General features: G+C 52.0%; 11 protein-coding genes and 1 pseudogene. 4 read left to right on the forward strand and 8 right to left on the reverse strand.

The features are described 5' to 3' along the window. The first annotated feature begins 63 nt into the window (after positions 1–63). Both K3T82_RS43935 and K3T82_RS43940 read left to right on the forward strand, forming a co-directional pair. A complete protein-coding gene (locus K3T82_RS43935; RefSeq protein ID WP_220199775.1) occupies positions 64–1,203 on the forward strand; it encodes an RNA-guided endonuclease InsQ/TnpB family protein in 1,140 nt (379 codons plus the stop codon). Between the two features lie 605 nt (positions 1,204–1,808). Further along, entirely contained in the window at positions 1,809–2,117 is a 309-nt protein-coding gene (locus K3T82_RS43940; protein ID WP_220199776.1) for a hypothetical protein, read from the forward strand. A 330-nt stretch (positions 2,118–2,447) separates the two neighbouring features. Here the strand turns inward: K3T82_RS43940 and K3T82_RS43945 are convergent, their stop codons facing one another. The 4 genes and pseudogenes from K3T82_RS43945 to K3T82_RS43965 form a co-directional block, all read right to left on the reverse strand. Further along, a complete protein-coding gene (locus K3T82_RS43945) occupies positions 2,448–3,944 on the reverse strand; it encodes an AfsR/SARP family transcriptional regulator (RefSeq protein WP_220199777.1) in 1,497 nt (498 codons plus the stop codon). A gap of 57 nt (positions 3,945–4,001) precedes the next feature. Beyond that, complete coding sequence (locus K3T82_RS43950; protein ID WP_220199778.1) at positions 4,002–4,214, reverse strand: hypothetical protein; 213 nt, start codon at positions 4,212–4,214, stop codon at positions 4,002–4,004. 145 nt (positions 4,215–4,359) lie between these two features. After that, positions 4,360–7,934 (reverse strand): annotated as a pseudogene (gene rpoC / locus K3T82_RS43955) (DNA-directed RNA polymerase subunit beta'). Between the two features lie 48 nt (positions 7,935–7,982). Further along, positions 7,983–8,618, reverse strand: a complete 636-nt coding sequence (locus K3T82_RS43965; protein ID WP_220199781.1) for an RNA polymerase sigma factor sigma-70 region 4 domain-containing protein — start codon at positions 8,616–8,618, stop codon at positions 7,983–7,985. 607 nt (positions 8,619–9,225) lie between these two features. Between K3T82_RS43965 and K3T82_RS43970 the strand changes: the two genes are divergently transcribed. Both K3T82_RS43970 and K3T82_RS43975 read left to right on the forward strand, forming a co-directional pair. After that, a complete protein-coding gene (locus tag K3T82_RS43970; RefSeq protein ID WP_220199782.1) occupies positions 9,226–9,528 on the forward strand; it encodes a hypothetical protein in 303 nt (100 codons plus the stop codon). A 664-nt stretch (positions 9,529–10,192) separates the two neighbouring features. Next, positions 10,193–10,330, forward strand: a complete 138-nt coding sequence (locus K3T82_RS43975; protein ID WP_220199783.1) for a hypothetical protein — start codon at positions 10,193–10,195, stop codon at positions 10,328–10,330. A gap of 76 nt (positions 10,331–10,406) precedes the next feature. On the opposite strand, the gene K3T82_RS43980 is transcribed toward K3T82_RS43975, so the two are convergent. The 4 genes from K3T82_RS43980 to K3T82_RS43995 form a co-directional block, all read right to left on the reverse strand. Continuing rightward, positions 10,407–10,697: a hypothetical protein gene (locus K3T82_RS43980; RefSeq protein ID WP_220199784.1), complete on the reverse strand. Its 291-nt coding sequence runs from the start codon at positions 10,695–10,697 to the stop codon at positions 10,407–10,409. An 866-nt stretch (positions 10,698–11,563) separates the two neighbouring features. Next, positions 11,564–11,815, reverse strand: coding sequence for a hypothetical protein (locus K3T82_RS43985; protein WP_220199785.1), 252 nt, complete (start codon positions 11,813–11,815; stop codon positions 11,564–11,566). An 85-nt stretch (positions 11,816–11,900) separates the two neighbouring features. After that, positions 11,901–12,488, reverse strand: a complete 588-nt coding sequence (locus K3T82_RS43990) for a GIY-YIG nuclease family protein (protein ID WP_220199786.1) — start codon at positions 12,486–12,488, stop codon at positions 11,901–11,903. After that, positions 12,488–12,784: a GIY-YIG nuclease family protein gene (locus tag K3T82_RS43995; RefSeq protein ID WP_220199787.1), complete on the reverse strand. Its 297-nt coding sequence runs from the start codon at positions 12,782–12,784 to the stop codon at positions 12,488–12,490. Before K3T82_RS43995 ends, K3T82_RS43990 begins: the two co-directional genes overlap by 1 nt. Between the last annotated feature and the right edge of the window lie 88 nt (positions 12,785–12,872).

The raw sequence follows: 12,872 nt of genomic DNA on the forward strand, positions 1-12,872 counted from the left end.
TGCCAAAGCTGTGTTTTTCTGGTATCTTTGTTCTACTTTCAACACCAGGAGGAAGGGCAACCGATGGTCCGTGGGTATCGGGGAGAACTTGACCTCAATAACACGCAAAAGACGCTCTGCCGCAAACATGCCGGGGCCGCTCGCTGGTCCTTCAATTATGGCCTTCGCCGCAAACAGGAAGCCTACAAGACAGGAGCGAAAACGCCCACCGCCATCGATCTGCATCGCGAGATCAATGCCCTCAAGCCCTCTGAGCCCTGGATGTATGATGTCAGCAAGTGCGCCTTCCAAGAGGGATTGCGCGACCTGGATGCCGCCTTCAAACATTTCTTTCGCAGGTGCCGCCTCAAAAAAGAGGGCACATGGAAAGGCTCGTGTGGCTATCCTCACTTCAAAAGCCGCAAGAAAGCCATCGGTGGCGCTCGCTTCACCGGGAGCATTCGGGTGTTTCCTGATGCCATCCAGTTGCCTCGTTTGGGAAGGCTCCGGCTCAAAGAGCATGGCTATTTCCCTCTGGGCGGCAAGATCAGCAGTGCCACCATCCATGAGCAAGCAGGCAGATGGTTTGTTTCCATCTGTGTGCATGAGCAAGCCAAGGAAGCGAAAGACTCCCAGCCAGCCACAGGTGATGTCATTGGGGTTGACTTAGGGATCAAGCGGTTGGCAACCCTCTCTGATGGACGCACCTTCGAGAATCCCAAGGCGCTGCGCAAGAAGATCACGGCGTTGAAGCGCCTCTTGCGACGTCATAGCCGCAAGGCCAAAGGATCACATAATCGCCAGAAAGCCAAGCAGCGCCTCTCGCGGAAGCATGCCCGGATCGCCAATGTACGTAACGATGCTTTGCACCAAGCGAACGCTCAGATTGTGGCGAGAACCAAGCCCAATCAAGAGCGGCCGCGTGTGATTGTGCTCGAGGATTTACATATTGCAGGCATGCTCAAGAACCGCAGGTTGGCCCGAGCGATTGCGGATGTGGGCATGTACGAGTTCAAGCGGCAGATCCTTTACAAAGCCGAACAGGCAGGGGCGAAGGTACTGCTGGCCTCGCGCTGGGAACCCTCTTCAAAAACCTGTTCGTGTTGTGGCTGGGTCAATGAGGCACTCACGCTTTCGGATCGTCTCTTTGCCTGCCTGGAGTGTGGAAACGTGCAAGATCGAGATGCCAACGCCGCCAAAAATCTCGCGGCACTGGCACAATGAACACGGAGTACCGCAAGTTCTGCGGGAAGTGACGCCTGTGGAGCAGGTGTAAGACGAGCGAAAAGCTTGCAATCTGCGTTATCCCCCTCGAGGGTTGAAGCAGGAACCGAACACGAAATGTGGACTGTCCATATTTGGGTAAGTTTCGGAGAACGGCATGCGCGATGTCACTCTTGGATGTGCTTCCCAAACTCCGCCGCTGGATGCCCATACTTTTTAAATATGGGGAGGAAGGTCGCATTCATTCTTTCCCTCCATCTCCCTCGATTTTTCCCTGTCTATTTGCTATACTTGCACGTAATTGATAGAACTATGGAGCCTGTCTCTTCCTGCTAGTTTGTAGACCCATTGGAGCGCGTCCATTCGCTGCATTCATGGGGCTCCTGGGGAAGCTTGCGACATCCATAGGTGAGAGAGCGCCTGGTGTACGTTTTTCTCTCATGTCAGCAAGTTCGGAAAGGCTACCTCCGATTCCCTGTTGGGTACTTATCGCTTGCGATGAGTTGCCTTCAGGAGACCGGACATGCCCCATCGTCTGGGTTTCCTATCCCGCACGATCCAAACTCTGACAGGCTCTCTCATCGAGAGGGCGGAGAGGAAGCAGCATGACGACCACGAAGGAGTTCACAGCGGAGAGGACGATGGTCTTTCAGGGCTCCGACAGCCTGAACGCCCTGGCGACCGATCTCGCGAACAAGATCAAGGATGTCAGCTATCCGGCCAGGCTGTGCACCGTCTTCTTCATCAACGGCGGCTGCTTCGGTGGGGCCAACAATCAGGAGTGCAACGACGAAGGGACGCTGAAGGACACGATCGCGGAGAACGTCACGGTCATGGCTGCTCTCATGGAGCACGACGGAGCGCCGTCGATCGAGATGGACTTCAAGATGGAAGCACGGGTGCATAGCGACTGAGCTGAGTCGCACCGCCTAGCGCTCGGATGAGCGAGCCGGGTACGCCATCTCTACGGAGATGAGCGTGCCCGGCTCGTTCGCGTCTATTCGTAGAACGTGTTGGGGGGGCCGGTTGCGGGGTGCCAGCAGTGCTTTCGCCTGCGCTGCACCTACATAGGAAGAGCACATAGCAGTCGTCGCATATGCAGGCGCTCAGCTTTAGTGTAGGAAATTGTTGCTGCATTCCTGGTCACGCCGAGATCAAGGGCGCAAGAGCAGGCGTGATTTGCCTCTTCTACGTGAGCCTTCTGAATAGTTACTATTTTCGCGTGTATCCTGGATGGATCTCCATCAGGCTTCCTCGTGAGGATGCTCTTGTTGGGATGTGGCAGCTTGAAAGGAGAAGCGATACTCGCTTGTTGTTTTCTTGGCGTTGGCGACGTCGCTTTCGGTGTCTTTGTCGGGCTTCCAGGTGCCTTCAGAAAGTGTCGCCATTCTTTCCTTAAAGGCGAGATAGGCCTGGTCAACCATATCGGGTTTGCCAAGTTTGCCGAGTTCGACGACACATCGGCGAATGGCACGAGCAGCCATGACGACGCGCTCCCCGTCTTTCCCTGCTTTGTACGCGAATTTGAGCTTGCGGTCCCGGACACTATTGATGGCATACATGGCGTAGTCAAAGAACAGCTGAGCCGCTCTGGCACTATGCTGTCTACGCTGTTCCTCTTTCTGCTCAGGAGTGAGCTTCTCATCTAAGAAGTTGCGTCCTAACGCACTTTCGTAGTTAGCCAGGATCAACAGCGCGTCGAGATAGCGGTCACGATAGAGCGTTAATGGTTCACGTATCCAGGTGCCGCATTCCTCTGGAAACTTTTCGATCTGTGTCTGAAGAAAGTCGCCCGTGTAGGTTTGGAGAAGTTGCTGGCAGGCTTCGATCACCCAGGGAGGCAGTGACCCATCGAGCTTGTCATCCAGTAATCCTTCCTTGCGGGCAAGAAGGATTTTCGTATAGTAGGTGTCAATCGCTTCAAGATCTGTGATGCGACAGGAGGGGTGCAGCCAGTAAAATCCGGGCTCATTGCGAAAAAAATCAAGGTTTTCTTCTACAGGATGCCCCGCACGCTCTAAGGCATTCACCGCCCGGTCCAGATCTTGCCGCAGATATTTTTTTGCGGCATCAAAGACCTCAGCCAGCTGATCGGTGTTCATATCCCGCCGTTTGCCACGAGCGATCACATAGGTGAGTAACTTATCCCTATCGGCAGCCTCTCCTTGACGCCAGGCGATATAGGCAAAAACAAGGAGACGAATACCATTCTCGCCCCTGCGCAGCTTCACTTCCATGGTGGTTCCATCCTCAGCTCGTACCCAGACACGAACCTGTTTTAACAACGACACCGTGACTGGCGTGTCGGTTTCAGGGGGTTGCCCTGGTGTCTGCAGTGAAAAGGATTCTATTTGCTTGCCTGGAGTCGTGATGACCTGCACTTCATCTGCTTGTGGCTGCTGGTCGGATATGGTGATGGTCTGCTCTTGCTCTTTTGGCTGTTCAGATGGGTCCTCGACGGGCTCTGGGGTGATGGGATGATCGGCTGGAGCAGGTGAGGTGGGCTGTGCACCAGCAGATGCCTCCTCGTTTTGGGTCTCCTCTTTCTCTGGCTCTGAGGGCCATACAGAAGTGGTTGGTGTAGCGGGGTGTGGAGGTAGCATCGAAAGTGGCAGAGGCTGAGCGGGGTCGAGTTGAAACAATGGGGGCACGGCAACAGGCCTTGCTTGCGTCCTGCTTCCAGTTCTTTCTGTTGGGGCAAAGCGGGCAAACGTCCCTCCTGATGGAGAGGCTGATTCCATGAGATGGGCTCTCTGTTGTGAGCGTCTCAGGCTGAACACCAGGAGGAAGAAATAGGCTCATCCGCCTGCAAGGAAGAACAGAAACAGCGGAGAGAGCAGTTTTATGAGGAGTATTGCTCGATCAACAGGTGAAAACTGGGCGAACTGGGAGAAGAGTGGGGCTGTGGGGAGCGAGATCCGAAGAAGCGTCAGTACGGCACAAAGCAGTCCAGCTGTTCCCGCGAGAAACAGGTGTCGTCGAGACAGGTGAGTAGATGAAGGCTGACGCATGTTTCGGCCCTTTCATGGGAATGACTCTTCTCAGACGCCAAAGGAATGCATCGTGAGCGAATAATCTAAATCTCTTCAAGCGAATTTGTGCTGGTAGTAGCCAGGGTGTGTTGCTCAAAACAGTATGATGCCTGTGTATGTGTCGTTAAGTATACACGATGGGAATTGGAAGTTTTTTCCCAAGGATAAGGTGTTCCTTGAGACCAATCAATGGATCCTGTAGGTGTTTGATGGCGGCCTGAGCCAGGACGCGACTTGTGTCCTGGAAGGATGCGGCTGCGACCCAGCTTCTGGCCTGAAGAATGGTTTTGGTGAGACCAAGGAAGAGTGGTCTGGCCAGTGCTGGTTGCCCTCCCTGGGCGAGTACTGCGGCAACACGTTGGGTATAATCAAAGGCATCGACGACCTCGCCAGGGAGCAAATTGGTATCTCCTTCGTCCACAACCAGGACATAACGCCCCATTTGTCGAAGGATAACTTCCAGGTGTTTGTCGTTGATGATGGCTCCTGTCCCCAGGTATACACGCTGAACTTCCTGGAGCAGGTAGCGTTGTAGGGCCTCTTTCCCAAGCAGCTGGAAGAGCTCCTGTGGATCAAGTGGGCCCTGGGTCAGGGGCATTCCACGCTCAATCTGTTGGCCCGTGTGTACGGCAAGCGTTGACCCGAGAGGAACAACAGTGGTCCATGTGTCGTGTCCAGAAACAAGATGCAGGCGATGCGTTCCCGTCGTTGCATCTGTCTCAATGGCGTGTATCGTACCACTCCTGGTGGCGAGTGGCGCTGGATACTTTGGGGTCCGAACCTCAAAGAGCTCATTGATACGTGGCAGACCAAGCGTGATATCAGAGGCGTTATGCGCAATCCCTCCTGCATGGAAGGTTCTCATGGTCAACTGGGTTCCTGGCTCTCCAATGGATTGCCCGGCTATTACTCCAACAGCCTGCCCCACTACCACAAGCTGGCCGGTGGAGAGATCTGCCCCATAGCACTGTTGGCACACACCGTATGGTGACTGACAGAAGAGGACGGACCGAACGCGCATACTTTCGATGTTGGTGGCAAGTAAATGATCTACCTGTGTTTCCGTCAATAGCGTTCCGGGTGGAAATGGTCCTGCCGTTTCTGCGAGCACGCGCCCAAGAAGCTGGTCTCGCATGCTGGCCTGGCCCAGACGCTGACTTTCTGCCTGGGTAAGAAGCTGGCCTGCTGATGTCTGGCAATCGTGTTGGGTGATGACCACTTCCATTCCTGCCTCCACCAGGCGACGCGTCAGATATCCACTCATCGCGGTATTCAGACTTCGATCCATAAACCCTTTCCTTGCGCCACTTGCGGCAATAAAAAGCTCCCAGACCAGCAGACCCAGCTTATAGTTACTGAGCACAGGCACGGGAATAATTTTGCCAGAGGGAGTGGCCAGCAGTCCTCGTATGCCACTGAGTTGGCGTATTTGCTGAAATTTAGCTTTGGTTGCGCCACTTTTCACAATGGTCATGATGGGGCCATACGGGTCAAGCGCGTCTTTGAGTTTCTCGCTGATCTGCTCAGTGTGCTCGGTCCAGATCGCGATCACCTGGCGATACCATTCCTCGTACGTCATTTCGCCTGCGTGATAGCGTGCATCAACCTCCTCTACCTGTGATTGCCCCTGGTGGATGAGAACTTCCCGCTCCGGGGGAATCGTGATATCGCTGAGAGCAAAACTAAGACCACTCCTGGTGGCATAGGAATAGCCAATCCGTTTGATCTCGTCGAGCAGACGAACTGTGGTCTCCTCACCACAGGTGAGGAGGCACTCTGCAATGAGGGCCTTAAGTGCCTCTTTGGTCATGGGATAGTTGCGGTAGCCTAATGGCTCGGGAAGAATGGCATTGAAGATGAGCCGTCCAGCAGTGGTTTCAATACGCCCTCGCTCAGGGGGATGAGGGGAGGTGGGTGGAGGGGTCGCGTATACGAGCGAGTGTGTGACACGCACGAGGATGGTGGTATGCAGATCCAGGGCACCAGTGGTATAGGCAAGTAGCACTTCGTTGAGATCGGTAAAGGCGCGTCTGGCTTTTTTACCAGGGCGGTCTTCTGTGAGGTAGAAGCAGCCGAGTACCATCTCCTGGCTGGGGGCAAGGGACGGTTCCCCTGATGCAGGGTGGCGTAGGTTCTTGGTTGAGAGAAGAAGATGACGTGCTTCCTCTTGCGCTGCTTCTGAGAGGGGAACATGAACGGCCATCTGATCACCATCAAAATCAGCGTTAAAGGCAGAACACACCAGGGGATGCAGTTGAATGGCTTTGCCTTCTATGAGGCGCGGATAAAAGGCCTGAATGCTGAGACGATGGAGGGTTGGTGCGCGATTGAGGAGGACCGGGTGCTCAAAGAGTACCTCATCGAGCAGATCCCAGATCATAGCATCACGTCGCTCCACCAGGCGTTTGGCTGCTTTGGGGCTACGTGCATACTGGCGGTCGATGAGTTTACGCATGAGGAAGGGTTGAAAGAGTTCACATGCCATCTCTTTGGGAAGGCCACACTCATGGAGCAAAAGATTGGGTCCCGCAACAATGACAGAACGGCCTGAATAATCGACGCGCTTACCCAAAAGGTTGCGACGGAAGCGTCCATGTTTCCCTTGCACATTCTCTGTGAGACTTCTCAGCGGGTGGTGGTGTGCAGTAGTGAGCTGTTTGTGTGCATGCGCATTATCGAAAAGGGCGGTGCAGGCTTCTTGGAGTAAGCGGCGCTCATGATTGAGCATGGCTTCTGGGCATGGTGCTGGAGAAAATGGTGGAGGCGGGTATTTCGATGAAGCACACGGCAGTACAAATCGTTGAGATCTGAGGATGCGATGCGACCCCCATCTAAGAGAAGAACTGGTCTGAGTTCGGGGGGAAGGACAGGAAGAGCGGAAAGGATCATCCAGGCAGGATTTTGCCCTGAGGCGCGAAAGGCCTCCACCACGTGGAGACGTTTCAATACCTTTGGGTCCTGTGTCTCTGAACTCTGGAGTGCTTCACGAAGCTGGCCTGCGAGGGCATCAAGGTCCAGGCTCTGGAGGAGATTACATACCGCCTCAGCCCCTGTTTTCATATATACATGATCCGGAAAGCGTGAGGCATGGGCGTGGTAGTGCTCTGCTTCAAGGAGGTCCCCTGGTTTGAGGGTCAAGAGGAGACGATGGAGCGTCCTCTCTTGTTCGCTTGCCTTTTCCGGGAGCGTACTCTTCCCACATTTCTCTTCGTTGATGGAGAGAACCAGGTAACACTGGTAGTCGAGGAGGGCACGTAATTGCCTGGACGTGAGACCGAGAAGTCGTTCAATGGTATGATTGCGGACATACCAGGGATGTGCGATTGGAACTGCAAGCTCAATATGGCCCATACGAGATCGACGAACCGATGCTGGCGCAAGCGCAACGCCACAGTGCTTGCAGATGACCCCTGGGGTACGGATGCGCTGATATTTTCCACATGCGCACGACCAGTCGCGGGTGGGTCCAAAGATGCGTTGACAAAATAGCCCATCCTCTTCAGGTTGTTGTGTTTGGTAATTGATGGTTTCCGGCTTTTGTACCTCCCCATGACTCCACTGACGGATCATATCTGGGCTGGCAAGCCCGATGGTGAGGGTCTTCATGGCATCGAAGCGCATAGCGTGCCTCCTCTCCTGTGTTGATGAAAGGTGCTCGTGCAGGTGAGCGATCAGTGTCTGGAAGAGAAAAGGTTGCATGAGCAATCACTTTGCCCATAGGCTACCTGATTGCTCATGCGGTGCTACTTATTTGAGAACGTTTGTTATCTTGTTTCTTTTGAAGGGCCAGAAGTGGGGTGTTTCCTCACTTGATGATGGTGGTGTGGATGCTGGAGGTAAGACCTCAGTGGACGCAGGCGCAGGCGAGCTAGTAAGCTTATGGGTGAGGGCGGCAATTACCGCATCTCTCACGCTGGCACTCTGCACTGTTCCCTGATGCTCTCCCCATGTCCAGTGCAGTATTTCCTCACCGACCAGGAGATTGAGTGTGACATAGAGCCCCTGGGAGGCGAGCCACTGACAAAATTGTGGCCAGTGAGTATAGCCTTCAGTGGCAAGGGAAGGATACCAGTAGAAACTGTTTTGGGTGTTGGAGGTGGTGAATTGCTTGTCCTGGTCCTCAGTGTCGAGATCATCAAGGAACGTGGTGGACCAGGTGTCCTCTTGCCAGCGCCTGGCGTGAGAGGTATAGGTGTCATGGTGCGTATTGAGCAGAATTCTGCCATCTTCTTTCTTGACCCATGGCTCTTCTTGCTTGAGGGCTCTGCGTGCGACAGAGCGAACGGCACTGCGTGAAACGCCTGTGGCTTGACTCACCTGGGTAAGTGTTGCCCAATACGGTAATGGGCTTGGGGTTGTGGTCTCATTGTAGGATGCATGCATGCAATTTACTCCTTTCTGCATGGAGGCTGTCAAACTGCTTCCATCCCAAGCATAGAAAAAAGGACCTGTTGGTGCTGGGTGAGGAGAGGGAGAGCAAGGGTGGGAGTGGATGGGTAGGGTAGGGAAAGAGGTTCAGGTAGACGAAGACGCGCACTTCAATGGGCGGCATTTCTCCATGCCTGACACATGCGCATTATCATTAGGATCATATTCTGGCATCTATCTTTGTCAAAGACATCAAAGACGGTTCTCTTGTTGAGGCAGAAGAGAGAAGAATTCGTGGGTTGGCAGGCTTCGCAGGTTGCTATTACACAATGCAAGCAAAACACAAGAAAGAATGCTAAACTAAAATTTGTCCAAAGCTCTTGAATGGCTTGTTATGAGCATTCGAGGGTTTCTTTGTTAAGGAGGGGAAATCTGATCTGAGTGGGGAATAGGGCTTTGTGATTTCCTTCGCGAATTCGCTTGCATCCCATGAGCAACACATGTATATTTACCATTGAAGTGTTCAGGTGTCCATGCGTGCTACAGCGTTCATCGCTGGCTACGGATGCCGCGATCTCTTCACAAGGCAAAGGAAATCCGCGACCCTGAGAGGGTGATGGAATTGGACAACGATCCGGATGTGGCGCTCGCCCTACTGGATGCTGAGCACCATGGGCTGTGCGACGAATACGGCTCGCTGAACGACCGCTTCCGTGAACTGCTTCAGAGCTCCACGAATCTGAAGGCGCGGTTCGCCCCCCTGGAGGCGCAGTACGGCGTCTTGGCCAAGAAGTTCCACGCGCTCGCCCGGAAGTACCGCAGCGCAGGGGGCAACCCGACCAACGTGCGGGAGCGTGACTACAGCGAGCGCTCCAGCGCGGAAGAAGAGCTCTTGGAGCAGTACCGCAATCTCATCCAGGGCTGACCGAGAAGTCCGAGGGGCCGAGTGAAGAGAAGGAGGTGATGAGCGCGGAGCCCACGTATCGTGGGCTCCGCGGCCTCCCTCCATATTGCCATTTCTCCTCCAACGTAGAAAATGCTAGCCCTGCACGCCTGTAGAATAGGCAACAAAAAATCGGGAGGAATGCAACAGGAATGACCATCTCCCGGCATTGCTAAGGCATCTCTCGAGAATCGAACCCGCTCCTCTGCTACAGCCAGGTATCTGTAGCTGGTGTGCTCCACCAACACCATGAGATGCATGAATAACCAGGTGGCCCTTTACTATGGGCGGAACTTGATGATGCGTTCCCTGTTGCGCGTCGCCTGGTCTTCAATCGGTCTTTAGTGTATCAACCAGAGGCAAGGGAGGTTTATCCCATAGGGATTGTATATAGACGTTCTATTGCAGATAATATGCGAGGAGAGTGAGAGATTGTGTAGGCAGCCTATGCGCCACTGATCTCATATGTTACCCACCGCTGCCATAGGCGCGAGGTAAAAAGCTCTCAGTGTGACGTTATTGTGTTTTTATCCTGGCTTGCAGGCTGGGAAAAGAGACCAGCCCTGAGGTGAGAGGAGATACAGTATTGCACTGAGGGAAGTTGTTGTGTTGTTGTCTTATTAGTTGCAGAAACGAGGAACAGCGCATGTCGAAGGACCCGAACAAGGATCTGGAGCAGAAGGCCCAGACGAAGGACTACCAGGCCAATCGGGAAACTGATCCGGCGAAGGCCGAAAAGCTTCGCCAGGAGGCGAAGAACCTCCGCAACAAGAAGACAAGCTAACAACTAGCAATGGAGGCACCCCGGCGGGGTGCCTCCATTGTGTTTTATATCTCAAATCAAAACTGGATGTTGCTGACTACTCTTCTGTTGCCATACCTGTGAGACATTGCTCCGCGTCGTTGTCGTCGAATGTTGAATTATAGGTGTCAATCTGCCACATAGGTTTGTCGGGATCAATATGAAATAATTTTTCTATCTCATCGTAGGTGATTCCGCCTGTCTCGCCATCTATCCCAACAAGGGGAGCATGATAATCAATAGCAGGGTCGTCGTCTGTCACCGTCTCATCATCATATAATTGAATGTTCACACTCAACGGTTCGCCGGGTGTTGCTTCTTCCGTCTCAATATGTTTATACAGAGACAATGAGATTCTCATCTCTATGAGCCCTACAATGTCCGCCTCAAAGACCCCCTCATCCACAGGCTTCGCCTGGATATGGCCGAGAAGATATTTCTCTTGCTTGAATGTTAGTTTTTTTACTCACTATTGACGCTCCTTTTTACCCAAAATACAAGCTTACAATATATCAAATGAACTAATACCATTCAATGCTTGAAGGTCACTTTTCTCTTTTAATCATCTTCTCCCTCTTCAAGAGAAAGTGCATTCACTTTTACGAGGAATGCATCCATCGCTTTGGAGCGGGGATAATCTACGCGGAAATCTCCGTAGACCTCTCTGAAGATGTTCCAATAGGTAGTAAATATCCCTGCTCGTCGGAGGAAGGGATGTAGCCACGTCCAGTGTAAGATGAGCTGCTCAGGCGCATGAGCATATCTTCGCCACCGAAAGACAATAGCTCCTACCGCATATCGCTCCTCATCCAGCTGTCACCTTCGACAAGTAAAAAGATTCGGTCTTTTCGACCTTGGGCTTCATCTGCTACGTAACCAGGTCCATCATATCCAAACTCTCGACGAAAGTAGTGAGCAATGACTTCCAGGGCGTCTCTTGCGCGGAAAGATGTTCCTGGTGTGAGTCTTTCTTTGTTCAAAGCCAAGCTCAAGTAACGTCCATTTCGTGTCTAATTCATCATGCAATTCGTATTGTTGCGTAAGAGCAAATACTTTGAATATATCATCAGTAAGAGTCAGGCTTCCTTTTTGATGTGTATAAAAGGATACTGGTATTCTATTGTCATTGAGCGTATGGAAGCGAGCCAGGACATCACCAAAGGCTTGTCTTTCTACTTGCGAAATTGCGTTTTCACGTGTCAATTTCTGATTATTCTATTGCTCGATTATGGTTTCCATCTTTGTCTGTTTGCTTACTGCACGTAGTTGGGGTCTCCCGCTGGCTAGACGTAGCAAGTAAACATCAAAAAAATTTTCGGCAAGTTCATAGCGTGAAATGTGTGTTTGATTTTGTTCGACAAAGTGCGTTAAACACTGCCCGAGAGCTAATTTATATGTTGCCTCATTTTTCCTAAAGAGGATGAGCGCTCTCCAAAATTCACCCGTGTTCAGTTGTGTTTTTGTCATTGGGGATATCTCCTGTATGTAAACACTGTCTAAAGGATTATTCTGTCTAGCACCCGTAAAACAGGAAGGATAGGAAAATTCTGTATTACTTTTTGTGATCTATTAATTGGAACTTTGGTAGTGTAGAGGTGAGAGCATAAAAGCCACCAAGTAGATCGCTTTCTCGTTCTCGAAGCTGGTGCTTTTGTATATCGTGAGAGAGGCGTACAAATGAGAAATGTGGTGATTGGCATTGCCAATTTTTTGCGGCATGTGTTTTCAGGCGACTTTTAAGGTCAGTTGTTTCACCAACATACAGGATTTCAAGAGTATTAGGATCAAATATTTTATAAACCCCAGGTGATGTATCTTCATTTTGCAGATTGGTGCCCCTCAATTCTTTGGGTGTACTCCAGCGTAAACCCATCCAATTATTTTCGTGCGGGCTTGCCTGTGGTTGGAGTGGTGGCATACTTGATTTGCTTGCAAGATTATCCAAGGCATCATTCGGTAAGCGTTGCCCCCTGATGTTCCTTTTTCTATCTGTTGACTTTGTGTATCGTGCATGGAAGCGACCGTGATTGCATCGTGTTGATGAGCCGAATTCCAGGCGATATTGCCAGAGCAGATAGAACTCTAGACCTTCTCGTTGCTTTCTTGCTTCTTCTTTGTCATCGGCTAATGCGTGAGACACTACTGAGCATTCAAAGTCGAGATATGGTTCTGCATGCCTCCATGACCAAAGCGAGGGGCTGCTGTGTGAGGATCGTTAAATGGCATTTCAGGTTTCATGGTATTGCGACGAAGGTCTCCTAGACGACCGCGAAGATCTCGCCCTGTCTCACCTATATAAAAAAGTTCATTAATGCCTGCTGCGCGAATGCGGTAAAGTCCAGGTGTCGAGGGGAGTTGCCTGAAGGCTTCTTTGTTAGAGAATGGTTGCCAATCTGTCCACGATAAACCACACCAATCAGAGAGAAGGAATTTCATAGACGTCCCCTTCCAATCATATTGACTTTGCCAGAAATACTCCCGAGGGGCGGCTGGCAAGAATTGGAAAACATTTGTATTTTACTCT

This window comes from Ktedonospora formicarum (genome assembly GCF_016587355.1).
Taxonomy (GTDB): domain Bacteria; phylum Chloroflexota; class Ktedonobacteria; order Ktedonobacterales; family Ktedonobacteraceae; genus Ktedonobacter; species Ktedonobacter formicarum.

Excerpts from the sequence above, each read along its gene's own strand:
- K3T82_RS43975 (WP_220199783.1), top strand. The coding sequence starts at position 10,193 with ATGTCGAAGGACCCGAACAAGGATCTGGAGCAGAAGGCCCAGACGAAG.
- K3T82_RS43940 (WP_220199776.1), top strand. The coding sequence starts at position 1,809 with ATGACGACCACGAAGGAGTTCACAGCGGAGAGGACGATGGTCTTTCAG.
- K3T82_RS43965 (WP_220199781.1), bottom strand. The coding sequence starts at position 8,618 with ATGCATGCATCCTACAATGAGACCACAACCCCAAGCCCATTACCGTAT.
- K3T82_RS43995 (WP_220199787.1), bottom strand. The coding sequence starts at position 12,784 with ATGAAATTCCTTCTCTCTGATTGGTGTGGTTTATCGTGGACAGATTGG.
- K3T82_RS43985 (WP_220199785.1), bottom strand. The coding sequence starts at position 11,815 with ATGACAAAAACACAACTGAACACGGGTGAATTTTGGAGAGCGCTCATC.
- K3T82_RS43945 (WP_220199777.1), bottom strand. The coding sequence starts at position 3,944 with ATGGAATCAGCCTCTCCATCAGGAGGGACGTTTGCCCGCTTTGCCCCA.
- K3T82_RS43935 (WP_220199775.1), top strand. The coding sequence starts at position 64 with ATGGTCCGTGGGTATCGGGGAGAACTTGACCTCAATAACACGCAAAAG.
- K3T82_RS43950 (WP_220199778.1), bottom strand. The coding sequence starts at position 4,214 with ATGCGTCAGCCTTCATCTACTCACCTGTCTCGACGACACCTGTTTCTC.